At 65.8% G+C, this 22,570-nt stretch carries 23 protein-coding genes; 15 read left to right on the top strand and 8 right to left on the bottom strand.

Annotated elements, in window-relative coordinates; all coding sequences use genetic code 11:
* The first annotated feature begins 1 nt into the window (after nucleotide 1).
* Nucleotides 2-733 carry a precorrin-2 C(20)-methyltransferase gene (locus BRSPCE3_RS03405; protein ID WP_244064253.1) on the top strand — a complete coding sequence of 244 codons (732 nt, stop codon included), beginning with the start codon at nucleotides 2-4 and terminating at the stop codon, nucleotides 731-733.
* The gene (gene cobJ / locus BRSPCE3_RS03400) at nucleotides 730-1,464 is read left to right on the top strand and encodes a precorrin-3B C(17)-methyltransferase (RefSeq protein ID WP_244064252.1); all 735 of its coding nucleotides are present in this window, start codon (nucleotides 730-732) and stop codon (nucleotides 1,462-1,464) included. The genes BRSPCE3_RS03405 and cobJ overlap by 4 nt, the downstream gene beginning before the upstream one ends.
* On the opposite strand, the gene BRSPCE3_RS03395 is transcribed toward cobJ, so the two are convergent.
* Entirely contained in the window at nucleotides 1,440-2,189 is a 750-nt protein-coding gene (locus tag BRSPCE3_RS03395) for a cobalt-precorrin-6A reductase (protein WP_244064251.1), read from the bottom strand. The two genes, cobJ and BRSPCE3_RS03395, sit on opposite strands and share 25 nt — an antisense overlap.
* On the opposite strand from BRSPCE3_RS03395, the gene cbiE reads away from it, so the two are divergent.
* Genes cbiE through cobF form a run of 6 tightly spaced genes read left to right on the top strand, consistent with a single transcriptional unit; the run spans nucleotide 2,188 to nucleotide 7,308 of the window.
* Nucleotides 2,188-3,369 carry a precorrin-6y C5,15-methyltransferase (decarboxylating) subunit CbiE gene (cbiE, locus tag BRSPCE3_RS03390; protein ID WP_244064250.1) on the top strand — a complete coding sequence of 394 codons (1,182 nt, stop codon included), beginning with the start codon at nucleotides 2,188-2,190 and terminating at the stop codon, nucleotides 3,367-3,369. The two genes, BRSPCE3_RS03395 and cbiE, sit on opposite strands and share 2 nt — an antisense overlap.
* Nucleotides 3,366-3,734, top strand: a complete 369-nt coding sequence (locus BRSPCE3_RS03385) for a cobalamin biosynthesis protein (RefSeq protein ID WP_244064249.1) — start codon at nucleotides 3,366-3,368, stop codon at nucleotides 3,732-3,734. Before cbiE ends, BRSPCE3_RS03385 begins: the two co-directional genes overlap by 4 nt.
* Nucleotides 3,731-4,528 (top strand): precorrin-4 C(11)-methyltransferase, encoded by a 798-nt coding sequence (gene cobM / locus BRSPCE3_RS03380; protein WP_244064248.1) that lies wholly within the window; start codon nucleotides 3,731-3,733, stop codon nucleotides 4,526-4,528. Before BRSPCE3_RS03385 ends, cobM begins: the two co-directional genes overlap by 4 nt.
* Nucleotides 4,525-5,835: a cobyrinate a,c-diamide synthase gene (locus BRSPCE3_RS03375; RefSeq protein WP_244064247.1), complete on the top strand. Its 1,311-nt coding sequence runs from the start codon at nucleotides 4,525-4,527 to the stop codon at nucleotides 5,833-5,835. Before cobM ends, BRSPCE3_RS03375 begins: the two co-directional genes overlap by 4 nt.
* Nucleotides 5,832-6,560 carry a uroporphyrinogen-III C-methyltransferase gene (gene cobA, locus BRSPCE3_RS03370; RefSeq protein WP_244064246.1) on the top strand — a complete coding sequence of 243 codons (729 nt, stop codon included), beginning with the start codon at nucleotides 5,832-5,834 and terminating at the stop codon, nucleotides 6,558-6,560. Before BRSPCE3_RS03375 ends, cobA begins: the two co-directional genes overlap by 4 nt.
* Before the next feature lie 7 nt (nucleotides 6,561-6,567).
* Entirely contained in the window at nucleotides 6,568-7,308 is a 741-nt protein-coding gene (cobF, locus tag BRSPCE3_RS03365) for a precorrin-6A synthase (deacetylating) (RefSeq protein WP_244064943.1), read from the top strand.
* 36 nt (nucleotides 7,309-7,344) lie between these two features.
* Here cobF and BRSPCE3_RS03360 read toward each other — a convergent pair whose 3' ends face one another.
* The 3 genes from BRSPCE3_RS03360 to BRSPCE3_RS03350 all read right to left on the bottom strand — a co-directional run bounded on the left by BRSPCE3_RS03360 (nucleotide 7,345) and on the right by BRSPCE3_RS03350 (nucleotide 8,855).
* Entirely contained in the window at nucleotides 7,345-7,539 is a 195-nt protein-coding gene (locus BRSPCE3_RS03360) for a hypothetical protein (RefSeq protein ID WP_244064245.1), read from the bottom strand.
* A gap of 237 nt (nucleotides 7,540-7,776) precedes the next feature.
* The gene (locus BRSPCE3_RS03355) at nucleotides 7,777-8,283 is read right to left on the bottom strand and encodes a YkgB family protein (RefSeq protein WP_244064244.1); all 507 of its coding nucleotides are present in this window, start codon (nucleotides 8,281-8,283) and stop codon (nucleotides 7,777-7,779) included.
* 35 nt (nucleotides 8,284-8,318) lie between these two features.
* Nucleotides 8,319-8,855 (bottom strand): carboxymuconolactone decarboxylase family protein, encoded by a 537-nt coding sequence (locus tag BRSPCE3_RS03350; RefSeq protein WP_244064243.1) that lies wholly within the window; start codon nucleotides 8,853-8,855, stop codon nucleotides 8,319-8,321.
* Nucleotides 8,856-8,984: 129 nt separating this feature from the next.
* Here BRSPCE3_RS03350 and BRSPCE3_RS03345 point away from each other — a divergent pair, with 129 nt between their 5' ends.
* A complete protein-coding gene (locus tag BRSPCE3_RS03345; protein WP_244064242.1) occupies nucleotides 8,985-9,971 on the top strand; it encodes an AraC family transcriptional regulator in 987 nt (328 codons plus the stop codon).
* A 55-nt stretch (nucleotides 9,972-10,026) separates the two neighbouring features.
* Here BRSPCE3_RS03345 and BRSPCE3_RS03340 read toward each other — a convergent pair whose 3' ends face one another.
* From BRSPCE3_RS03340 to BRSPCE3_RS03325, 4 genes are all read right to left on the bottom strand, one after another.
* Nucleotides 10,027-10,701, bottom strand: a complete 675-nt coding sequence (locus BRSPCE3_RS03340; protein ID WP_244064241.1) for a peroxiredoxin-like family protein — start codon at nucleotides 10,699-10,701, stop codon at nucleotides 10,027-10,029.
* A gap of 166 nt (nucleotides 10,702-10,867) precedes the next feature.
* Entirely contained in the window at nucleotides 10,868-11,746 is an 879-nt protein-coding gene (locus BRSPCE3_RS03335) for a LysR family transcriptional regulator (RefSeq protein ID WP_244064240.1), read from the bottom strand.
* Nucleotides 11,747-11,832: 86 nt separating this feature from the next.
* Nucleotides 11,833-12,759 carry a response regulator gene (locus tag BRSPCE3_RS03330; RefSeq protein ID WP_244064239.1) on the bottom strand — a complete coding sequence of 309 codons (927 nt, stop codon included), beginning with the start codon at nucleotides 12,757-12,759 and terminating at the stop codon, nucleotides 11,833-11,835.
* Entirely contained in the window at nucleotides 12,749-16,117 is a 3,369-nt protein-coding gene (locus BRSPCE3_RS03325) for an ATP-binding protein (protein WP_244064238.1), read from the bottom strand. Before BRSPCE3_RS03325 ends, BRSPCE3_RS03330 begins: the two co-directional genes overlap by 11 nt.
* Nucleotides 16,118-16,285: 168 nt before the next feature.
* Here BRSPCE3_RS03325 and urtA point away from each other — a divergent pair, with 168 nt between their 5' ends.
* From urtA to fmdA, 6 genes are all read left to right on the top strand, one after another.
* Entirely contained in the window at nucleotides 16,286-17,548 is a 1,263-nt protein-coding gene (gene urtA / locus BRSPCE3_RS03320) for an urea ABC transporter substrate-binding protein (protein WP_244064237.1), read from the top strand.
* Nucleotides 17,549-17,669: 121 nt separating this feature from the next.
* The gene (urtB, locus tag BRSPCE3_RS03315) at nucleotides 17,670-18,596 is read left to right on the top strand and encodes an urea ABC transporter permease subunit UrtB (protein WP_244064236.1); all 927 of its coding nucleotides are present in this window, start codon (nucleotides 17,670-17,672) and stop codon (nucleotides 18,594-18,596) included.
* Nucleotides 18,597-18,613: 17 nt separating this feature from the next.
* Entirely contained in the window at nucleotides 18,614-19,750 is a 1,137-nt protein-coding gene (gene urtC / locus BRSPCE3_RS03310) for an urea ABC transporter permease subunit UrtC (RefSeq protein ID WP_244064235.1), read from the top strand.
* Nucleotides 19,751-19,762: 12 nt separating this feature from the next.
* Complete coding sequence (urtD, locus tag BRSPCE3_RS03305; RefSeq protein WP_244064234.1) at nucleotides 19,763-20,518, top strand: urea ABC transporter ATP-binding protein UrtD; 756 nt, start codon at nucleotides 19,763-19,765, stop codon at nucleotides 20,516-20,518.
* An 11-nt stretch (nucleotides 20,519-20,529) separates the two neighbouring features.
* Nucleotides 20,530-21,219, top strand: a complete 690-nt coding sequence (gene urtE, locus BRSPCE3_RS03300; protein ID WP_244064233.1) for an urea ABC transporter ATP-binding subunit UrtE — start codon at nucleotides 20,530-20,532, stop codon at nucleotides 21,217-21,219.
* 31 nt (nucleotides 21,220-21,250) lie between these two features.
* Nucleotides 21,251-22,480 carry a formamidase gene (fmdA, locus tag BRSPCE3_RS03295; protein ID WP_212023055.1) on the top strand — a complete coding sequence of 410 codons (1,230 nt, stop codon included), beginning with the start codon at nucleotides 21,251-21,253 and terminating at the stop codon, nucleotides 22,478-22,480.
* The last annotated feature ends 90 nt before the right edge of the window (nucleotides 22,481-22,570 follow it).

Raw genomic sequence — 22,570 nt, 5'->3', positions numbered from 1 at the left:
GATGGGACGCATCATCTGCTGTGGCCTCGGCCCTGGCGATCCCGACCTGATGAGCGTGCGCGCCGACCGCACGGTGCGGGCCGCCAAGCACGTCGCCTATTTTCGCAAGAAGGGGCAGCTCGGGCAGGCGCGCCGCATCGTCGAAGGATTGCTGGCCGCCGACGTCAGCGAATATCCGATGGAATATCCGGTCACCACGGAGATTGCTTTCGACAGCCCGGACTACGTGCGGCTGCTCGCGGGCTTCTATGACGAATGGGCCGAGCGTCTGGCGCGGCTTGCGCGCGCGATCGACGTCGTGGTGCTGTGCGAGGGCGATCCCTATTTCTACGGCTCGTTCATGCATCTGCATGCGCGCCTGCAGGGACGTGTCGAGATCGAGGTGATCGCCGGCATTCCCGGCATGGTCGGTTGCTGGAATGCGGTCGGCCAGCCGATCGCGCTTGCCGACGACGTCACCACCGTTCTGATGGGCACGCTGCCGGAAGCTGAACTCGCGCAACGGATGCGCAGCTCCGACGCGCTGGTCGTGATGAAGACCGGGCGCAATCTGGCGAAGATTCGCCGGGCACTCGCGGCTGCGGGCCGTCTCGATGACGCGTGGCTGGTCGAGCGTGGCACCATGCCGGATCAGCGGATCGCTCGCCTCGCGGATCTCGGCGAGGCCGACGCTCCGTATTTCGCGATCGTGCTGGTGCACGGGCAAGGGCGGCGCAGGGAGGCGGCGCCATGAGCGGCACGCTGACCATCGCGGGACTTGGGCCGGGCGACGAGGCGCTGATCACGCCGGAAGTCTCCGCTGCGCTCGCGGCGGCAACCGACATCGTCGGCTATGCGCCCTATGTGGCGCACGTGCCGCCGCGCGATGGGCTCACGCTGCATCCTTCGGACAATCGCGTGGAATTGCAGCGCGCTGCCGAGGCGCTGCGGCTTGCGGCCGAAGGTCGGCACGTCGTGGTAGTGTCGTCGGGCGATCCGGGCGTGTTTGCGATGGCCTCCGCCGTGTTCGAGGCGCTGGAGGACGTGCCGCAATGGCATGACCTCTCCGTTCGCGTGCTGCCCGGCGTGACGGCGATGCTGGCGGCGGCGGCGAGTGCCGGCGCGCCGCTCGGTCATGATTTCTGCGCGATCAACCTCTCCGACAATCTCAAGCCATGGCCGCTGATCGAGAAGCGCCTGCGGCTCGCGGCCGAAGCCGATTTCGCCATCGCGATGTACAATCCGCGCTCAGCGAGCCGGCCGGAAGGCTTTGGTCGCGTGCTCGAGATCTTGCGCGAGGCGGGCTGTGGCGAGCGCATCGTGATATTCGCGCGCGCCGTCAGTGCGCCCGAGCAGCGGATCGAGACGATCGAACTGCGCGACGCGCGACCCGAGATGGCCGACATGCGGACGCTGGTGATCGTCTGCAATTCGGCGACGCGGCGGGTCGGCCGCTGGGTCTATGCGCCGAGGCAGGTGCGATGACCGAGCCATTCCATCACGTCGCTCACGCGTTCCACCCGAGGTCTGTCGGGCAGATGTGGCCGCGTGATCATGATGACGGGAAGGCCAAGGGCGCGGGCGGCGTCGATCTTGGCGCGCGCGCCACCTCCGCCGGAATTGCGGGCGACGATCCATTCGATGGCGCGCGCGCGCATCATTGCGAGCTCGCCTTCGAGCGTGAAGGGTCCGCGCGAGACGATGATTTCGGCATCGGGCCATGGCAGCGCTTGCTCGGGCGGGTCGACGAACCGCAACGTGTAGGCATGCTGCGGCCGGGTGCCGAAGGGCGCGAGATGCTGGCGGCCGATCGCGAGGAACACGTTGGCGCTGGTCTCCGGCAATGCCGTGACCGCCGAGACGACATCCGCGACCTCGATCCAGCGATCGCCGGGTGTTTTCTCCCATGGCGCGCGTTCGAGCGCGAGCAGCGGCGTCGCGGTTTGCGCACAGGCCGCGATGGCGTTGCGGCTCATCTCGGCCGCGAAGGGATGCGTCGCATCGATCAGATGCGTGATGGCTTCGCGGCGCAGATAATCGGCAAGGCCGTTCACGCCGCCGAACCCGCCGATCCGCGTCGGCAGCGGTTGTTCGGCAGGCGTGGCGGTGCGTCCACCATAGGAATAGACCGCGTCGATGCCCGCGCGCGCGATTGCCGCGGCAAGCGAATTGGCGTCGGCCGTTCCGCCCAGGATCAGGGCGCGCATCATGGGTAATCCCTGGTTGACCATCATCGGCCTCGGCGAAGATGGCCTTGCCGGGCTCTCCGACGCAAGCCGAAAGGCGCTTGGTGAAGCGGAAGCCGTTTTCGGCGGCGAACGGCACCTCGCGCTGGCCGGCATCACCGATCGCGGCCGTGCCTGGCCGGTGCCATTCGATGCGGACATCGTGCTTCAATGCCGCGGTCGTCCGACCGTGGTGCTCGCCTCGGGCGATCCGTTCTGGCATGGCGCCGGCGGAAGCCTTGTCGGGAAGCTTGAGGCCGGCGAGTGGGTCGCGCATTCCGCGCCATCGACGTTCTCGCTGGTGGCGGCACGGCTGGGCTGGCGGCTCGAGCACGTCATCTGCCTCGGCCTGCATGCCGCCCCGTTCGAACGGCTGTTGCCGCATCTTTCGCGCGATGCCCGGATCATCTGCCTGCTGCGCGACGGCAAGGCGGCGTCCGATCTTGCGCGCTGGCTCACGGACCGTGGCTGGGGGGCGTCGGCGATGTGGACGCTGTCCGCACTTGGCGGGCCGCGCGAATTCGTCACGCAGCACCGCGCTGATGATCATGCCGGCGAGTCCGACGACAGCCTCGTCACGGTTGCGCTGGAGGCGAGAGGCGGGCACGGGATCGCGCGCAGCTCGGGTCTTCCCGACACGCTCTTCGCGCATGACGGGCAGTTGACAAAGCGGCCGGTGCGCGCGCTGGCGCTGTCGGCGCTTGCGCCGCGGCCCGGCGAGAGATTGTGGGATGTCGGCGCAGGCTCGGGTTCGATCTCGATCGAATGGGCGCTCTGCGGCGGGACGGCGATTGCGGTCGAGGCCCGCGGCGAACGCGTCGCCAACATCCGGAGCAATGCGGCGAGCTTCGGCTTGGAACACCGGATCGCGGTCATCGAGGGCGCTGCGCCCGCTGCGTTATCGGATCTTGCGGCGCCCGATGCGGTGTTCATCGGCGGCGGCCTCGATGCTGATATGTTCGACGCGATCTGGTCGCGCATAGCACCGGGAACCCGGCTGGTCGCGCACGCCGTCACGCTGGAGACCGAGGCGCTGCTGTCCGATCTGCATCAGCGCCGCGGTGGCGAACTGATGCGCGTGGAGATCGCGCACGGCGAGTCGCTGGGCCGGTATCGCTCCTGGAAAGCGGCGCGGCCGATCGTGCAATGGAGCGTGGTCCGATGAAGGTCGCGGGCCTCGGGTTCAGGAGCAACGCTTCTGTCGCGTCATTGCGCGACGCGCTCGACGCGGCCGGCGGGCCCAACGGCCTTGCGGCGGTTGCGACGGTGAGCGACAAGGCGGACGCGCTGGCATTGCAGGCGCTGGCAAGGGAATTGGGGTTGCCGATCCGGGGCATTTCCGCTGCAAGGCTGGCCGAGATGCAAACCGCGACACAATCCGAGTTCATCAAGGCCAGATTCGGGACGGGCTCGGTCGCCGAAGCCGCCGCAGTCGCAGCCGCCGGGCGCGGCGCGCGCCTGATTTCGGTCAGGGCGACGTCCCAGGATCGGATGGCCACTGCGGCGATCGCGGAAGGAGACGGCGAATGACGGTGCATTTCATCGGCGCAGGACCAGGCGCGGCCGATCTCCTGACCCTGCGCGGGCGCGATCTGATCGCCTCGTGCCCGGTCTGTCTCTATGCGGGATCGCTGGTGCCCGCGGGCGTGCTGGCGCATTGCCCGAAGGACGCGCGGATCGTGAATACGGCGCCGCTGTCGCTCGACGAGATCATCGCCGAGATCGCTGCGGCGCATGCCGAGGGCAAGGACGTCGCGCGGCTGCATTCGGGCGATCTATCGATCTGGTCGGCGATGGGGGAACAGCTGCGCCGGCTGCGCGCGTTGCAGATTCCATATTCGGTGACACCGGGCGTGCCGGCGTTTTCGGCGGCCGCGGCGGCGCTCGAGGCCGAGCTGACGTTGCCCGGCCTTGCGCAATCGGTGGTGCTGACGCGCACGCCGGGCCGCGCGAGCGCGATGCCTGATGGCGAGACGCTCGCGGCGTTTGCCGCGACCGGCGCGGTGCTCGCGATCCATCTTTCGATCCATCTGCTCGACAAGGTCATCGCCGAGCTGACGCCGCATTATGGGGCGGATTGTCCGGTGGCGATCGTCTGGCGCGCGAGCTGGCCGGATCAGCGCATCGTGCGCGCCACGCTTGCGACGCTCGACGCTGCGATCGGACCTGAGCTCGAGCGCACCGCGCTGATCCTGGTCGGCAAGACGCTCGGTGCCGGCGAATTCGCCGAAAGCCGCCTCTATGCGGCCGACTATGATCGCCGCTACCGTCCGGTGGGAGCGGAGCCGCGCTTTCCGGGATCATCGCCGGGATCATCGCAATGACCGCGGGGCTGGTGATCTCAGCGCCGGCATCCGGCGTCGGCAAGACGACGCTGACGCTGGCGTTGGCACGCGCCTATCGCAATCGCGGGCTCAAAGTGCAATGCCTGAAGAGCGGGCCGGACTACATCGATCCTGCCTTTCACGCAGTCGCAACGGGACGCGCATCCGTCAACGTCGATAGCTGGGCGATGGCATCAGATGCGATCGCGCATCTGGCGAGCCGTGGCGCGGACGCCGATCTGGTGCTGGCCGAAGGCTCGATGGGCTTGTTCGACGGCGTCGCCGCGCGCGGCGTCTCCGGCACCGGCGCCACCGCCGATCTTGCCGAGATGATGGGATGGCCGGTGCTGCTGGTGATCGATCCCTCCGGCCAGGCCCAGACCGCGGCGGCGGTCGCGGCGGGACTGCGCGATTTCCGGGCCGGCGTGCGACTTGCGGGCGTCGTGCTCAACCGCGTCGCCAGTCCGCGCCACGAAGCATTGGTGCGCGACGCCATGGCGGGCGCGGGTATCGCGGTGCTGGGTGCGCTGCCGCGCCATGCCGAGATCGCTTTGCCGAAACGGCATCTCGGCCTGGTGCAGGCCGAAGAGCAGGCCCAAATCGACGGTCTGATCAATGAGGCCGCGCGCTTCGTTGCCGAGCATGTCGATCTCGACGCCGTGCGGCAATCTGCACGCGCCTGGTCGCCGCAATCAGCCGTGCGCGCCCTCGACATCAGGCCGCCCGGCCAGCGCATCGCGCTCGCGCGCGATGCTGCATTCTCGTTCGTCTATCCGCACATGCTGGAAGCCTGGCGCGCGGCCGGCGCCGAGATCATGACGTTCTCGCCGCTCGCGGATGAGGGGCCCATCGCGGACGCCGATGTGTGCTGGCTGCCCGGCGGCTATCCGGAACTGCACGCCGGCCGGCTTGCCGCGAACAGGCGCTTCCTCGGCGGGTTGCGCACCTTCGCCGAGGCGAAGCCGGTGCATGGCGAGTGCGGCGGCTACATGGTGCTGGGGACAGCGCTGACCGATGCCGACGGTGTGCGCCATGCGATGGCGGGATTGCTCGGCCTCGAAACCAGCTATGCCAAGCGCCGCATGCATCTGGGCTATCGGCTCGCCGAGCTTGCCGCTGCGATGCCCGGGCACGGCCCCGGCGCGCGCCTGCGCGGCCACGAGTTTCACTATTCGACCATCATCGCCCAGCCGGACACGCCGCTCGCGGTGGTGCGCGATGCAACCGGCGCGATCGTCGCGGAGACCGGATCGCGGCGCGGCAATGCGACGGGTACATTCTTCCATCTGATTGCGGAGGATCGGTGAGCGGAATAGTCTCCTTCGTCTCGGCCGGCCCCGGCGATCCCGAGCTCCTGACCATGAAGGGCGCCGCGCGGCTGCGTGACGCCGACGTGGTGCTGTACGATGATCTTGCCTCCGGCGCGATCCTCGATCTGGCGCGCCCCGGCGCCAATCTTGTCGCGGTCGGCAAGCGCGCCGGCCGCCTCTCGGCGCGGCAGCATCATGTCAGCCGGCTGCTGGTCGATTATGCGGCAACCGGCGTGCGGGTGGTGCGCCTGAAATCCGGCGATGCCGGCATTTTTGGTCGGCTCGAAGAGGAGATCGAAGCGCTGCGCGCGGCCGGCATCGGCTACGAGATCATTCCCGGCGTGACCTCGGCGTCGGTCGCCGCGGCGCAGGCCGGCATTCCGCTGACGCGGCGGCTGACCTCGCGCCGGGTCCAGTTCGTCACCGGCGCCGACGTCACCGGCGAACTGCCCGCGGATCTGAATTGGGCGGCGCTGGCCGATCCCGAAGCGACCACCGTCGTCTATATGGGGCGCCGCACGTTTCCGGCCCTGGCCGCAGGGCTGATCGCGCATGGCCTCGCCCCCGACACGCCTGCATTGCTGGCGGAGTCGCTCGGCCATATCGACGAGCGGCTCGTTCGCACCACGATCGCAGAGCTCGCCGAACGGCTCACCGATGCCGGCGCGGCCACGGCGGCTGCGGTCATCCTGTTCGGTGCGCTGGCGCCGGAGCAAGGTTGACGCGGCCATGAAGCTTTCCCTGATCGGTATCGGTTGTGGTGATCCGCGGCAGCTCACGCTTGCGGCGATCGCCGCCATCAATGCCGCCGATTTGATCCTGATCCCGCGCAAGGGCACCGCGAAGTCGGACCTCGCCGAACTGCGCCGGACGATCTGCGCGCAAGCGCTGAGCCAAGACCGCACGCGCATCGCCGAGTTCGACCTGCCGGTGCGTGACGCCGGCGAGGAGGACTATCGCAAGGGCGTGGACGATTGGCATGATGCGATCGCCGCGACCTGGTCGCGAGAAATCGCGCGCCATCTCGGCGGGGAGGGGCGCGTCGCGCTGCTGATTTGGGGCGATCCCTCGCTCTACGATTCGAGCCTGCGGATCGCGCAACGGCTTGATCCGCAGCCATCGATCGAGGTGATCCCGGGCATCACGTCGATCCAGGCGCTGTGCGCGGCGCATGCGCTGCCGCTCAACGAGATCGGTGAGCCGTTCCTGGTCACGACAGGCCGGCGACTGCGCGAGGGCGGCTGGCCTTCCGGCGTGGATACCGTTGTCGTGATGCTCGACGGCGGCGCCGCCTTCCAGACGCTGGATCCTGCCGGGATTCAAATCTGGTGGGGCGCTTATCTCGGCATGCCCGATCAGATCATCATGGCGGGGGAGCTGGCCGAGGTCGGGCCCCGCATCGTCGCCGCGCGCCGCGATGCGCGCGAGCGGCACGGCTGGATCATGGACAGCTATGTCCTCAAGCGGTGATCGTGATCCAGCGATCGGCGATCCGCGCGGCAGGGGCTATCCGGTTTTCAAGCCGCGAATTGAAGGCTGGATGGTCAGGCGGTAGGCGACGAGCTTGTCACCACCGAACTGCTCGAGCGTCGTCTCGCAGACCGGGCAGCGATACTCGCCCTTGCTACCTGAGCCGGACGTCAACTCAAGGCGCCGGAACCCGGCCCCGCAGCGTGGGCACGTGACGTCGTCCTTCTTCATCAACTCACCCCAGAACAACACCGGCGTCACTTCTTAGCGCATCCCGTGCGGCGGAACCATGTTCATGGGCGGAGGGCTCTGGAGCATTCATGCATGGCAACGCCGCGCGACGTGACGCCGGAAGGCGCTGGGCTTGCTTGCACCGCAATATTGGCCGCCTTGTTCGTCTCCGATCGACGCGCGATCGCCGGCGAATATGAGGTTCGCCGGCGATCCGTCGCCTGCCGCGGATGCCATTTATTGCCTGATCAGGCGAACCACGTCCTGCCTCAGCAAGTAGAGCGAGACGGCAAGCAGGACGACGTCCTTCATCAGGAAAGGCACGTTGCCGGTCATTGCAGGGAAGCCGCCGGCGGCGACGTCCCAACCATCAGGCATGAACGGGATGATGGTGACTGTTGCGATGAAGGTACCGGTCGAGCCGAGGGCGCCGAGAACACCGAGCCGCTTGTCCCAGAACCCTGCCAGCAGCAGCGAGCCGAACGTCCACTCTGACGCGCCGAGGAAATAGCTGGCGCCGGCATGGCCGAAGGCGGGATAGAGCCACCAGATCAGTGGCCCGTTGCTGATGAACGGGACCAGCCGTTCGAATTCGTACGCAAACCATTTCTGGTAGCCGAAGAACAGGAACATGATCACCATCGCGGCCCGGACGACGTGGTAGTCGAGATCTTCCGCGAGCAGGCCGGACCGGTAGAGTGCGCGGACAAGTGGATTGTGAGCAGTGTTGCTAAGCGTCGTCATGGTCGTGATCCCTTGTGGGACATCGCGCCGTCGCTTCACGCGACTGCGGGGAAGTCGATGTCGGTGTCGTTGATGCGGTTGAAGACGTTGGTGAAGACGATGGTCGCGAACGCCAGGCTGATCTCGACCAGTTGCGCGTCGCTGTAGCCGGCGGCCTTGATCGCGGCGAAATCCTCGTCGCCGACGGTGCCGCTCGATTGCGCGAGCTTGCGAACGAAGCCGATCAGCGTGTCCTGCCTGGCATCGCCGGTGGGCGCGCCATCGCGGATCTGCCTCAAAGCGTCGGCCTTCACGCCGGCCAGCTTGGCGAGATGGGAGTGCGCGGCCACGCAATAGTCGCAGCCGCCGGCGGCGCTGATCACGAGCTTGATGATCTCCCGATCGCGCTTGGACAGGCTGCCACCGGCGAGCACGGCATCGGCGGCGAGCATCGACTTGAGCGCGGCCGGACCGTGCGCGGCGATCGCCGCATAGGCATTCGGGACACTGCCGGCGGCCTTCTTGATCTGCGCGTAGATCTGGCCTGACGGGCCGGTGTCGGCTTCGAGATTGGGGACTGAGAGACGTGACATGGTGGCACTCCTTGCTTGGGGTGATGAACGAGTACGGAGTGACAATAGGATCAGGGTGTGAGACACTGAATGTCTGTCTAGCTCGTAAATATGCTCATTCGTCTCAATTCGGTCGCTTTGGGGATTGCCATGGATTGGCTCAGCCGGCTGTTCGAGATGATGCCGGTGCGCGGGCGGCTCGATATTCGGTGCAGCTACAGCGTGCCCTGGCGCATCGACCAGGGACCGGGCGCGACCAACGAGATCCCCTATCATGCAGTGCTGGCCGGCTCGGCGATCCTGGACGATCCCGCGGGCGGGCGGCCGCTCTTGCTGAAGACCGGCGACATTCTTCTGCTGCCCGCCAACCCGCGACACGTGATGCATGACGGCAGCGGAGCGGCACCGCTGCCGGCGCGCAACCGGGCGGCGCAGAATTTCACGATCAGCGAGAACCTGGGTTCAGACGAGCGGCTGGACCTGCTGTGCGGACACTTCGCGATTGCACCTCCGCACGACCGTTTGTTGCGCAGCTATCTTCCGCCGCGTCTTGTCGTGAATGCCGGCGCGCGCACGGGAAAGGGGACGGCTGCTCAGCTCGCCGGGCTCGTGTCCCTGATGCGAAGCGAAACGGCCGACGATCATTTGGGCGGCCACGCCATGCTCAATGCACTGTCGACGGCAATGTTTGCGCTCGTGCTGCGGCTTGCAAGCGAGACCGATGCAACGTCACGGGGACTTCTCGCCCTGGTCGGTGATCCCCGGCTCGCGCCGGCGGTGGCCGCCATGTTCAACGCACCCGCGCGCGCGTGGTCGCTGCCGGAATTGGCGCGCCTCTGCAACATGTCGCGCGCCACGCTGGCGCGGCAGTTTCAGGACAAGCTCGGGCGCTCGGCCAGCGATCTGCTTACCGATATCAGGATGACGCTCGCGGCGAACGAGCTGAAGCGATCATCGCTGTCGACCGCTGCCGTCGCGGAGATGGTCGGATATCAATCGGAGGCCGCCTTTCAGCGCGCCTTCAAGAGCCACATCGGCGTGACGCCGGCGCAGTGGCGGAAGGCGCAGCGCTCCGGGGAGAATGTGTTGGCCGGGCCTAGTGCACCGGTCGATCCGCCGCGCGCCATGCAAGCTTGATCCAGCACGGACGAACGGCCGATGGTTCACTCGCCACCGGCCGCTGTGCGCGCTGTCATGCCTTCACGGTCGTCGCCTGCTGAAGCACCGGAATCATGTCTTCGGGCTCCGGGCGGCGGGTGTAGTCGGGGTTGACCTCGGAGTAGAGGATCACGCCGTCCTGTCCGACGACGTAGCGGGCCGGCATCGGCAGCGTCCAGCCCGGATCGTCGTTGAACGTCGGCAGATCGTTCTTCAGCTGCTTGTAGAGCTCGACCAGATAGTCAGGCAGACGGAAGCGCAGCCCGAACGCGTCGCCGACCTGACCCTTCACGTCGGACAGGATCGGAAAGGAGAGCTTGTTCTGGCGCACCGACTTGCGGCTGTTCGGCGCGGTCTGCGGCGAGATCGCGACCAGCGAGGCGCCGTGTTTGTCGAATTCCGGCTTGGCGGCCTCGAGCGCCTGCAGCTCCATGTTGCAATACGGGCACCAGACGCCGCGATAGAAGCTGAGCACCAGCGGGCCGCGCTTGAGCAGATCGGCCGAGTTGACGCTGTTGCCCTCGGGATCGCGGAGCGAGAAGGCGGGAGCAACATCGCCCGCCTTCTTGGCGTGCTGGGCGGCACCGGACGCGATCAGCTCCGCGGTGGCGCGGTGCATGATATCGATCACGGTTCGCGGAACGTTGTAGGGCGGCTTTCCGGCTTCGAAATCGGCCTTGAAAGCGTCGAGCTTGGCTTGCAGCGACATGACGGTTCTCCTTGGGCTTCCGTGTGAAGGACGGCCAGGCCGTCCGGTTCGTTGAATTCACACCCAGGAAGCTAAAGGAGACGGCAGCGCCGGGTAGCGCTGGCGTCGGACTAGCGCTTATTCCTGTTTGGAATGAGCATGAGCGGCTTCAACGCCGGATGAGGCGTCACGCATTGAAGTTGCGCTCGAAGAAGTCGGCGAATGCGCGGGCCTTGGCGGTCGCGGCCCGTCCGGTCGGCAGCACCGCCCATAGATCGAGCGTGGGGAGGCTCCATTCCGGCAAGACTGCGCGCACAGCGCCCGATTTGAGCTCGGGCGTGAACATCCATTCCGACGCGATCGCGAGCCCGGCATCGGCGAGCACCGCGGCGCGGACGCCTTCGGCCGCCGTCACCCGCAACCGGCTCCGCACCGTGACGGCGAGTTCGGTGCTCTCGCGTTGAAACGACCAGACGCCGCCCTCGCGAAGATAGACGACGGCCTGGTGCCGGCTCAATTCACCCGGCGTGGCCGGCGTGCCGGCGCGGTCGAAATAGGCCGGCGTGCCCAGCACGAGGCGCTTGCATCTTGCGACACGGCGTGCGGTCAGCGTCGAATCCGCCATCTTGCCCATCCGCAGCGCGACGTCGATGCCTTCCTGGACGAGATCGATCTGGCGGTCGTCGAGCACGACTTCGAGCTCCAGCTCCGGGTGCTGCGCGAGAAATTTCGGCAGCATCGGAATGAGATGAAGCCGGGCGAAGGTGACGGCTGCGCAGACCCGCAAGCGTCCCTTGAGGCCGGCGCCGGCGCCGCGCGCCGCGATCTCGGCCTCGGCAGCCTCTTCAAGCGCGCGTCTGGCGCGCTCGAGATAGCCGAGCCCCGCTTCGGTCGGGGTGAGCCCGTGGGTCGAGCGGATGAGCAGCTTGACCCCGAGAAATTCCTCGAGCTGCGCCACCGATTTCGAGACCGCCGGCTGGCCGACCCGGAGCTGCCGCGCCGCACCGGAGAACGAGCCGGTCTCGACCACCCGCACGAACGTCTCCATCGCCGCCAGACGATCCATGGCTATTCTCCGCAGGAATGAGCGATCTCGCCCATCCTGTCACGGTCCGGGGCGATTGGCCATTTCCGCGTTGGCGGAGGGAAAGGCTAGGACTTGCGATGCCTGGCGTTGACCGCGATCGCGGCGGCGGCGGTGCGGTTCTCGACGCCAAGCTTGGCGTAGATCTGCTCGAGGTGCTTGTCGACGGTGCGCGGGCTGAGGCCCAGGATCTGCGCGATGTCGCGGTTGGTCTTGCCCTTGGACAGCCAGGACAGCACCTCGCCCTCGCGGGTGGTCAGGCCTAGCTCGCTGGAGAACTCGGCCGGCATGTCGCCGCTGGTGTCCTTGGCGAGCCGCAGCAGGAATTCGTTGGGGCCGAGCTTGCCCATATATTGCAGCCGGAGCTGCTCGTTGCCCGGGAATGACGCCACGGTCGCGGTTTTCGGTCCCGGCTTGCCCTTCTGCGCCTGTTCGAGCCATTGCGGCATCGGATCGGGCAGAACGAAATTGTCGGCGGCGTCGGCGAGCGTGTCCGACAGCAGCCGCTGCGCCTGCGGCGTCGCCCACAGCAGCGCGCCTGCACTGTTGACCGCAAGCAGATAGCGGCCGGAGACGTCGAGCGCGGCGCGAGCGCTCTGCGTCATCCGCGCGTTGGCGAGATGGACCCGGATGCGCGCCAGCATCTCCTCGACCACGATCGGCTTCGTCACGTAGTCGACGCCGCCGGCCTCCAGCCCGCGCACGATGTGCTCGGTTTCGGCCAGCCCCGTCATGAAGATGATCGGCACGCCGTCGAGCCCGGCGTCGCGCTTCAGCCGCTTGCAGGTCTCAAAACCGTCCATGCCGGGCATCACCGCGTCGAGCAGCACGATGTCGGGGGTGATCTGGTCGACGATGCGCATCGCGGAGGCGCCGTCGAGCGCGACCATCACGGTCATGCCGGCGCCGTCGAGCGCGTCGGTCAGGAGGCGCAACGTCTCCGGCGAGTCGTCGACGACGAGCGCGACGTCGCGCTTTCTCTGTTCAATGGTCATAGCTGTGCAATGTCTTCAACGTCGCCATATATTGATCGAGATCGAACCGGTCGATCAGCGTGCGCATCTGGCCGACGAAATCGGCATGTTCGGGACATTCGTTGCCGATCTCGTCGAGCTTGAGCTGGATCGCCCTGATATAGCCAAGCTGGCCGAGGCTGATCAGCTCTTCGACATATTTCACCGGCGGGCGCGAGCCGCTGTCGGGCTTCCATTGCGGCAGCGGCGCCGGCTCGGCTTCATACTGCCACTCGATCTTGAGCAGCTGGCGAATGGTCTCGAGCAGCCGCGGGATGTCGATCGGCTTCATCAGATAGCCGTCGTGGAACGGTTGCGCCAGCGGCGCGCCGTGAGCTTCCAATGCGCTCGCGGAGATCATCAGGATGCGCGCCTGGTGATGGCCTTCGGAGCGCAAGGTCTCGGCCACCGTCCAGCCGTCCATGCCGGCCATCGAGATATCGAGCAGGAACATGTCGGGACGGCAATGCTGTGCAAGCGCAAGGCAACCCTGTCCGTCCGGTGCACTGAGCAGGATGAAGCCGAGCGGCGCCAGGATCTCGCGCAGCAGATCGCGGTGGGTCGGGTCGTCGTCGGTGATCAGGATGGTCTTGCGCGGGCCGTGATAGCCGTAGACGGGAGCGTCGACCGGCGCGTCGCGGCGCGGGTTTGTTACCTCGGAGAGCAGGAGTTTCACGCGGAACGTGCTGCCGGTGCCGACCGTGCTCAGCACCTTGATGTCGCCGCCCATCACTCCGGCGAGCAGGCGGCTGATGGTGAGGCCGAGCCCGGTGCCGGTCTGCGGCTGGGTGACGCCGAGCGCGCCGCGCTCGAATGGGGCGAAGATCCGTTCGAGGTCGTCGGGCTGGATGCCGGGGCCGGTATCGATCACCTCGAACTCGGCGACCGGGCTGCGGTAATGCACCACGAACTGCACCTGGCCGGTCTGGGTGAACTTGATCGCGTTCGAGAGCAGGTTGATCAGGATCTGGCGCAGCCGCTTCTCGTCGGCATAGACCACGACCGGCAGCACGGCCGGCCGGCGGAACACGAAGTCGATGCCTTTTGCGGCGGCTTGCAGGCGGAACATGCCGACCAGTTGCTCGAGGAAGTCGTTCAGCCGCACCTCGTCGCGCGACAGATAGAGCCGGCCGGCTTCGATCTTGGAGATATCGAGGATGCCGTCGATCAGACCCGAGAGATGATCGGCACTGCGGCGGACCACGCGGACCTGCTCGCGCGGCCGCACGTGCAGGCTGTCGTCCTGCTCCAATAGCTGCGCGTAGCCGGAGATCGCGTTGAGCGGCGAGCGGAGCTCGTGGCTGAGGCCGACGACATAGCGGCTCTTGGCGAGGTTGGCGGACTCGGCGACTTCCTTGGCGCGCTGCAGTTCGGCATCGGTGCGCTTGTGGGCGTCGATCTCCTGGATCAGCAGCGTGGTCTGGCGGCGGGTTTCGTCTTCGGCGGCGCGGCGGCTCTGCTGCGCCAGCACGAACAGCCAGGCGACGACGCCGATGATGAGCGTGAGCGCAAAGAACACCTTCCAGAGCACGTCGGCCAAGAGCTCGTTGGCATGCACGGCCGCCGTGGTCTGCAGATAGATCAGGCCGAGCACCAGCGCGACCAGACCGGCCGAGACCGCGAACACGCCGAGGTAATGGCCGAGCTGCGAGTTGATACGGGCGTAGATCGGCTGCGGCATCACCTTGCCCAACGCATCCGCGACCTGCGCGCCGATCCGCCCGTGCGGCTTGCAGAGGTCGTGACAGCGGGCGTCGAGCGAGCAGCACAAGGAGCAGATCGGCCCGGCATAGGCCGGGCAGGCGGCCATGTCCTCGGGCTCGAACGCATGCTCGCAGATACAGCACTGGATCGATTCAATGTTCTGCCAGCTCCGCTTCGGCTTGCGGGCGATGTAGTACTTGCCATCGGTTGCCCAGGCAATCAGGGGAGCGGTGATGAAGGCGACGGCGAGCGCGACGAAGGCGGACAGCGCCTTCGCGGTGGGGCCAAACAGGCCGTAGAACGCGCTGATCGACACCACGGTCGCGATCGTCATCGCGCCGACGCCGACCGGATTGATATCGCAGAGATGGGCGCGCTTGAACTCGATGTGCTGCGGCCGCAGACCGAGCGGCTTGTTGATGACGAGATCGGCGACCAGCGCGCCGACCCAGGCGATCGCGACGTTGGAATAGAGCGCCAGCGTCTGCTCCAGCGCCTTGTAGACGCCGATCTCCATCAGCAGCAGCGCGACGACGACGTTGAACACCAGCCACACCACGCGGCCGGGATGCGAGTGGGTGAGGCGGGAGAAGAAGTTCGACCAGGCGATCGAGCCGGCATAGGCGTTGGTGACGTTGATCTTGACCTGCGACAGGATCACGAACGTCCCGGTCAGCGCCATCGCCAGATCCGGCTGCGACAGCACGTAACGGAAGGCTTCGAGATACATGTTGGCCGGCTCGGCCGCGTGTTCGGCCGAGACGCCGTGGCTGAGCGCGAAGAAGGCCAGGAACGAACCGGCCAAGAGCTTCATCGCGCCGAGCACGATCCAGCCCGGGCCGGCCGAGAGCAGCGCGATCCACCAGGCCTTGCGCGAGGTGCGGCGGTCGCGCGGCAGGAAGCGCAGGAAGTCGACCTGCTCGCCGATCTGCGCCACCAGCGCGAACACGACGGAGGCCGCCGTGCCGAACAGCAGCAGATCGAGATTCCCTGAGGGATCGCCGTGCTCGCCGGCGAACTTGCGCCACTCGGTGAACGAATGCGGATTGGCCCAGGCGATCGCCGCGAACGGCATGATGTGCAGGATCACCCACAGCGGCTGGGTCCAGAGCTGGAAGCGGCTGATCAGCGTGATGCCGTAGACGACGAGCGGAATGATCACCACCGCGCTGATCAGATAGCCGATCGGCCGCGGGATGCCGAAGCACATGTCGAGCGCGCTGGCCAGGATCACGGCCTCGATCGCGAAGAAGATGAAGGTGAAGGAGGCGTAGATCAGCGAGGTGATGGTCGAGCCGATATAGCCGAAGCCGGCGCCGCGGGTCAGCAGGTCGATGTCGATGCCGCTTTTCGCGGCATGGTAGGCGATCGGCAGGCCGCACAGGAAGATGATGACGCTGACCACCAGGATCGCGGCCGAGGCGTTGATCGCGCCGTAGTTCAGCGTGATGGTGCCCCCGATCGCCTCCAGCGCCAGGAACGAGATCGCGCCGAGGGCGGTGTTGGCGACGCGGGCGGCAGACCAGCGCCGCGCGCTCTTGGCGGTGAAGCGCAGCGCGTAGTCTTCCAGCGTCTGGTTGGCGACCCATTGATTGTATTGGCGCCTGACGCGGTCTATCCGCTGCCGCCCTGCCACTCGCTCTTACTCCTGGTCCACGATGCGCTGATCGCGGGCAAATCCCGTACCAAAAACCTACGTCGCTATTTTGCGGTGCAGTATACGCGATCTCACGTATCAGTGCGCTGCACAAAAGTGAGCAATCCTCGCCTGATCAATAAGCGTTCTCGAACCGATGGGGTGCTCATGTCAGACGAAACCAAACCAGGCCTGAAGTCTCCGCTGCGGCGCAAGCTCTTGATGGGAATGGCCGCTTTGCCGGCCGTTTCGATGCTGGGGCGTCCCGCCTTTGCCGACGTTCCCGCAACCTCTGCGGTCAACACCACGGGTCTTGCAGTCACCGATAGCGAAGTCACGGTCGGCATCCTGCATTCGGTGACCGGCACCATGGCGATCTCCGAGACCGGGTCGGTCGAGGCCGAGAAGCTCGCGATCGAGCAGATCAACGCCGCCGGCGGCGTGCTCGGCCGCAAGATCAAGTTCATCCAGGAGGACGGCGCGAGCGACTGGCCGACCTTCGCGGAGAAGGCCAAGAAGCTGCTGGTCAACGACAAATGCGCCGCCGTGATGGGCTGCTGGACCTCGGCCTCGCGCAAGGCGGTGCTGCCGGTGTTCGAGCAGTACAACGGCATGCTGTACTACCCGACCTTCTATGAAGGCCTCGAGCAGTCCAAGAACGTGATCTACACCGGCCAGGAGGCGACCCAGCAGATCATCGCCGGCCTCGACTGGGTCAACAAGACCAAGGGCGCCAAGAGCTTCTATCTGCTCGGCTCGGACTACATCTGGCCGCGCACCTCGAACAAGATCGCGCGCAAGCACATCGAAGGCCATCTGCAAGGCTGCAAGGTGGTCGGCGAGGAATACTTCCCGCTCGGCTCGACCCAGTTCAACTCGGTCATCAACAAGATCAAGCTGACCAAGCCCGACGTGATCTACGCGATCATCGTCGGCGGCTCCAACGTCGCGTTCTACAAGCAGCTCAAGGCGGCCGGCATCGACCTGTCGAAGCAGACGCTGCTGACGATCTCGGTGACCGAGGACGAGATCGACGGCATCGGCGGCGAGAACATCGCGGGCGCCTATGCCTGCATGAAGTATTTCCAGTCGCTCGACAACGCCAACAACAAGGCGTTCGTGCCCGCGTTCAAGAAGATGTGGGGCGAGAAGACCGTGATCGGCGACGTCACCCAGGCTGCCTACCTCGGCCCGTGGCTGTGGAAATTGACGGTGGAGAAGGCGGGCTCCTTCGACATCGACAAGATCGCGGCGGCATCTCCCGGCGTCGAGTTCAAGGGCGCGCCGGAAGGTTACGTCCGGATCCACGAGAACCATCATCTCTGGTCGAAGACCCGCGTCGGACGCGCCAAGGCCGACGGCCAGTATGAGCTGATCTACGAGACCGCCGATCTCGTCGAGCCGGATCCGTTCCCCAAGGGCTACCAGTGAAGCCGCGCGCCTAAGGCGCAAGACCGCGACCTCAACGCATCGCGGCGTGGACGTCACCGCCCACGCCGCCGATCGGGCGCCGCTGCGTCGCGGCGCATGCCCCTGGACTGGAGGACGATAGATGTTCGGCGACTATTCGATCAGCGATCTCGGCGCCATCCTTGCGATGCAGGGATTTGCCGGGCTCATCCTGTTCTCCGTCTATGTGCTGATGGCGCTCGGGCTTGCCATCATCTTCGGCCAGATGGGCGTCATCAACATGGCCCATGGCGAGTTCATGATCCTGGGCGCCTACGTCACCTGGATGACGTCGAACGCCGTGCAGCACGTCGCGCCCTGGCTGTTCCCCGGTTACTTCTTCATTGCGATGATCCTGGCGTTCATCGCCTCCGGCGCGCTCGGCATGCTGGTCGAATGGGCGCTGATCCGCCATCTCTACAAGCGCCCGCTCGATACGCTGCTGGCGACCTGGGGCCTCAGCCTGATCCTGCAACAGGCCTATCGCTCGATCTTCGGCGCGCGCGAGGTCGGTGTCGAACTGCCGGAATGGATGATGGGCTCCTGGCAGGCGACCGACTCGATCCAGATCCCGATCAACGGCATGTTCGTGATGGCGCTGACCATCCTGATCACGATCGTCGTGTTCTACATCCTGTTCTGGTCGAGCTGGGGCAAGCAGGTGCGCGCGGTGGTGCAGAACCGCGTGATGGCCGGCGCCGTCGGCATCAACACCGAGAAGGTCGACCGCTACACCTTCGGTCTCGGCTGCGGCATCGCCGGGATCGCAGGCTCCGCCTTCACCATGATCGGCTCGACCGGACCGACCGCCGGCCAGCTCTACATCGTCGACACCTTCCTGGTCGTGGTGTTCGGCGGCGCCGCCTCGCTGTTCGGCACCATCGCCTCCGCCTTCTCGATCTCGCAGACCCAGTCGACGCTGGAGTTCTTCCTGTCGGGATCGATGGCCAAGGTGATCACGCTCTTGACCATCGTCGCGATCCTGATGGTGCGTCCGCAGGGGCTGTTCGCGCTCAAGGTCCGCAAATAAGAACAAGCAGGCAGGTCATGATCATCAACTCGCGCTTTTTCAATCGCTCCGAACTGCTCGGCTTCCTTGCGCTCGCGGTGCTGCTGCTTCTGATCCTGCCGCTGTCGCTCGATATCTTCCGCCTCAACCTGGTCGCAAAATACCTGACCTACGCCTTCGTCGGCATCGGCCTCGTGTTGTGCTGGGGCTATGGCGGCATCCTGAGCCTGGGGCAGGGCGTGTTCTTCGGCCTCGGCGGCTACTGCATGGCGATGTACCTCAAGCTCGAGGCGTCGTCGGTTGCCAACACCAAGATCCAGTCGACGCCGGGCATCCCGGATTTCATGGACTGGAACCAGCTCACGCAAATTCCGCTGTTCTGGAAGCCGTTTCACAGTTTTCCGGTCACGGTGCTGGCGATCCTGCTGGTTCCCGCCTTCTTCGCGCTGATCATTGGTGCCGCGATGTTCAAGCGCCGGGTCGGCGGCGTGTACTTTGCGATCATCACGCAGGCGATCGCCGCGATCCTCACTATCCTGATCGTGGGCCAGCAGGGTTACACCGGCGGCATCAACGGCATCACGGATCTGCGCACGCTGCACGGCTGGGACATCCGCACCGATCACGCCAAGTTCATTCTGTATTTCGTCGAGGTTGTGCTGCTGTTCGGTTGCATCGTTGCCGCGCAGTTCATCCGCCTGACAAAACTCGGGCGCATCCTGGTGGCGATGCGGGAGCAGGAGGACCGCGTGCGCTTCTCCGGTTACAGCGTCGCCAACTTCAAGATCTTCGCGTTCTGCGCCGCGGCGGTGTTCGCCGCGATCGGCGGCGCCATGTTCACGCTGGAAGTCGGCTTCATGTCGCCGTCCTTCGTCGGCATCGTGCCGTCGATCGAGATGGTGATCTACACCGCGGTCGGCGGCCGGATGTCGATCTTCGGCGCCGTGTGGGGCGCGCTGCTGGTGAATTTTGCCAAGACCAGCCTCTCGGAATCCTTCCCGCAGCTCTGGCTGTTCGGTCTCGGCGCGCTGTTCATCGCGGTCGTGCTGGCGTTCCCGAACGGGCTCTCCGGGATCTGGGCGGACCGTGTCCAGCCCCGCATCGATCGGCTGTTGGCATCACGCAAATCGAAATCGGCGCCCGGCCTGGTCGCCGACGGCGCACCGGCCGAGTGAGGAGGGACCATCATGCTCGTCGGCCATCAGCCCAAGGAATTCCTGCTCGCGGTCTCCGGTCTCACCGTGTCCTTTGACGGCTTCAAGGCCGTCAACGATCTCTCCTTCTATGTCGAGGAGAACGAGATCCGCGTCATCATCGGCCCGAACGGCGCCGGCAAGACCACGGTGCTCGACCTGATCTGTGGCAAGACCAGGGCCACATCCGGCTCGATCCAGTTCCGCGGCCAGGAGCTGACCAGATTGCGCGAGAACGAGATCGTGCAGGCCGGGGTGGGGCGCAAGTTCCAGACGCCGTCGGTGTTCGAGGATCTCACCGTGTTCGAGAACCTCGAGATTTCTTTCCCGCGCGGCCGCACCGTGTTCGGCTCGCTGGCCTTCCAGCGCGACGACACCGTCAAGCAGCGGGTCGAGGAGGTCGCCGAGATGATCTTCCTGAAGGACAAGCTGAACACCTATGCCGACCAGCTCAGCCATGGCCAGAAGCAGTGGCTCGAGATCGGCATGCTGCTGATCCAGGACCCGGACCTTTTGATGCTCGACGAGCCGGTCGCCGGCATGAGCGTGTCCGAGCGCGCCAAGACCGCCGAGCTGCTCAACCGCATCATCAAGGACCGCTCGGTGCTGGTGATCGAGCACGACATGAAGTTCGTCGAGGACATCGCCCACAAGGTCACCGTGCTGCACCAGGGCCAGATCCTGTCCGAGGGGACGATGGAGCACGTCAAGAACGATCCGAAAGTGATCGAAGTCTATCTGGGTCATTAAGGAGCGCGACGATGCTGGCAATCAATGATCTTCACGTCGCCTATGGCCAGAGCGAGGTGCTGCACGGCCTCAACGTCTCGGTCGCGCCCAACGAGATCGTCGCGATCATGGGCCGCAACGGCATGGGCAAGACCACGCTGATGAAGTCGTTGATGGGCATCCTGCCGGCCAAAAGCGGCAAGGTGACCATGGACGGCGCCGAGCTCGGCGCGATGAAGAGCTACGAGCGGGTGGCCAAGGGGCTCGCCTACGTGCCGCAGGGCCGCATGATCTTCTCCACCATGACGGTGCAGGAGAACATCGAGACCGGGCTCGTGGTGTCAGGCGGCTCCGAGGTGCCCGGCGACATCTATGAGCTGTTTCCGGTGCTGCTCGAAATGAAGGGCCGCCGCGGCGGCAACCTCTCGGGCGGGCAACAGCAACAATTGGCGATCGCCCGCGCGCTGGCAACCAAGCCGAAGGTGCTGCTGCTGGACGAACCGACCGAGGGCATCCAGCCGTCGATCATCAAGGACATGGCGCGCACCCTGAAGCGGATCCGCGACGAGCGCGGGCTGTCGATCGTGGTCTCCGAACAGGTGCTGAGCTTCGCGCTCGATATCGCCGACCGCGTGCTCGTGATCGAGAACGGCGAGATCGTCCGCGACGATCCGCGCGCCAGCGTCGATGCCGCGCAGATCTCGAAATATCTGTCTGTGTAACCACCACCAGTCAACGAAGGGGAGCAATGCGATGCCAGATACATTGATCAAGGTCGATCTCAGCAAGTCGGCCTATGAGAACGACAAGATCCACAACCGCTGGCATCCCGAGGTTCCGATCGTCGAGTGGGTCAGCCCCGGCGACGACTTCATCATCGAGACCGTGGACTGGACCGGCGGCTTCATCAAGAACAACGATTCCGCTGACGACGTGCGCGACATCGATCTGTCGATCGTGCACTTCCTGTCCGGCCCGATCGGCGTCAAGGGCGCCGAGCCCGGCGATCTCCTCGTCGTCGACCTGCTTGACGTCGGTCCGTTGAAGGAGAGCCTGTGGGGCTTCAACGGCTTCTTCTCCAAGCAGAACGGCGGCGGCTTCCTCACCGACCATTTCCCGCTGGCACAGAAGTCGATCTGGGACATCAAGGGTCTCTACACCTCGTCGCGCCACGTCCCGGGCGTGAACTTCGCCGGCCTGATCCATCCCGGCCTGATCGGCTGTCTGCCCGATGCCAAGATGCTGGCGGCCTGGAACAAGCGCGAGGCCGAGCTGATCGCAACCAACCCGACCCGCGTGCCGGGCCTCGCCAATCCGCCGTTCGCGCCGACCGCGCATGCCGGCCAGGCCAAGGGTGACACCAAGGCCAAGATCGGCCTCGAGGGCGCCCGTACCGTGCCGCCGCGCGAGCACGGCGGCAATTGCGACATCAAGGATCTGTCCCGCGGCTCCAAGATCTACTTCCCGGTCTATGTGCCGGGCGGCGGGCTCTCGATGGGCGATTTGCATTTCAGCCAGGGCGACGGCGAGATCACCTTCTGCGGCGCCATCGAGATGGCCGGCTGGCTGCACATCAAGGTCGATATCATCAAGGACGGCGTCTCGAAATACGGCATCAAGAATCCGGTGTTCAAGCCGTCGCCGATCACGCCGAACTACAAGGACTACCTGATCTTCGAGGGCATCTCGGTCGACGAGGCCGGCAAGCAGCACTATCTCGACGTCCACATCGCCTATCGCCAGGCCTGCCTGAACGCGATCGAATATCTGAAGAAGTTCGGCTACTCCGGCGCCCAGGCCTATTCGATCCTCGGCACCGCACCGTGCCAGGGCCACATCTCCGGCGTGGTCGACGTGCCCAACGCCTGCGCCACGCTGTGGCTGCCGACGGAGATCTTCGACTTCGACGTCATGCCGTCGTCGGCAGGGCCGATCAAGCATATCAAGGGCGACGTGCAGATGCCGATCTCGCCGGACAAGTGATCCTTTCAGTGATCCCTGCGCGAAGGGTGCGGGACGGCTTTCGTATTGGCCGCCCCGCATCCATCGCCGGACTTCACACGACTGCGCAAG

This window comes from Bradyrhizobium sp. Ce-3 (assembly GCF_022835695.1).
Classification (GTDB): domain Bacteria; phylum Pseudomonadota; class Alphaproteobacteria; order Rhizobiales; family Xanthobacteraceae; genus Bradyrhizobium.
This window is presented reverse-complemented; position numbering and strand designations above follow the sequence as displayed.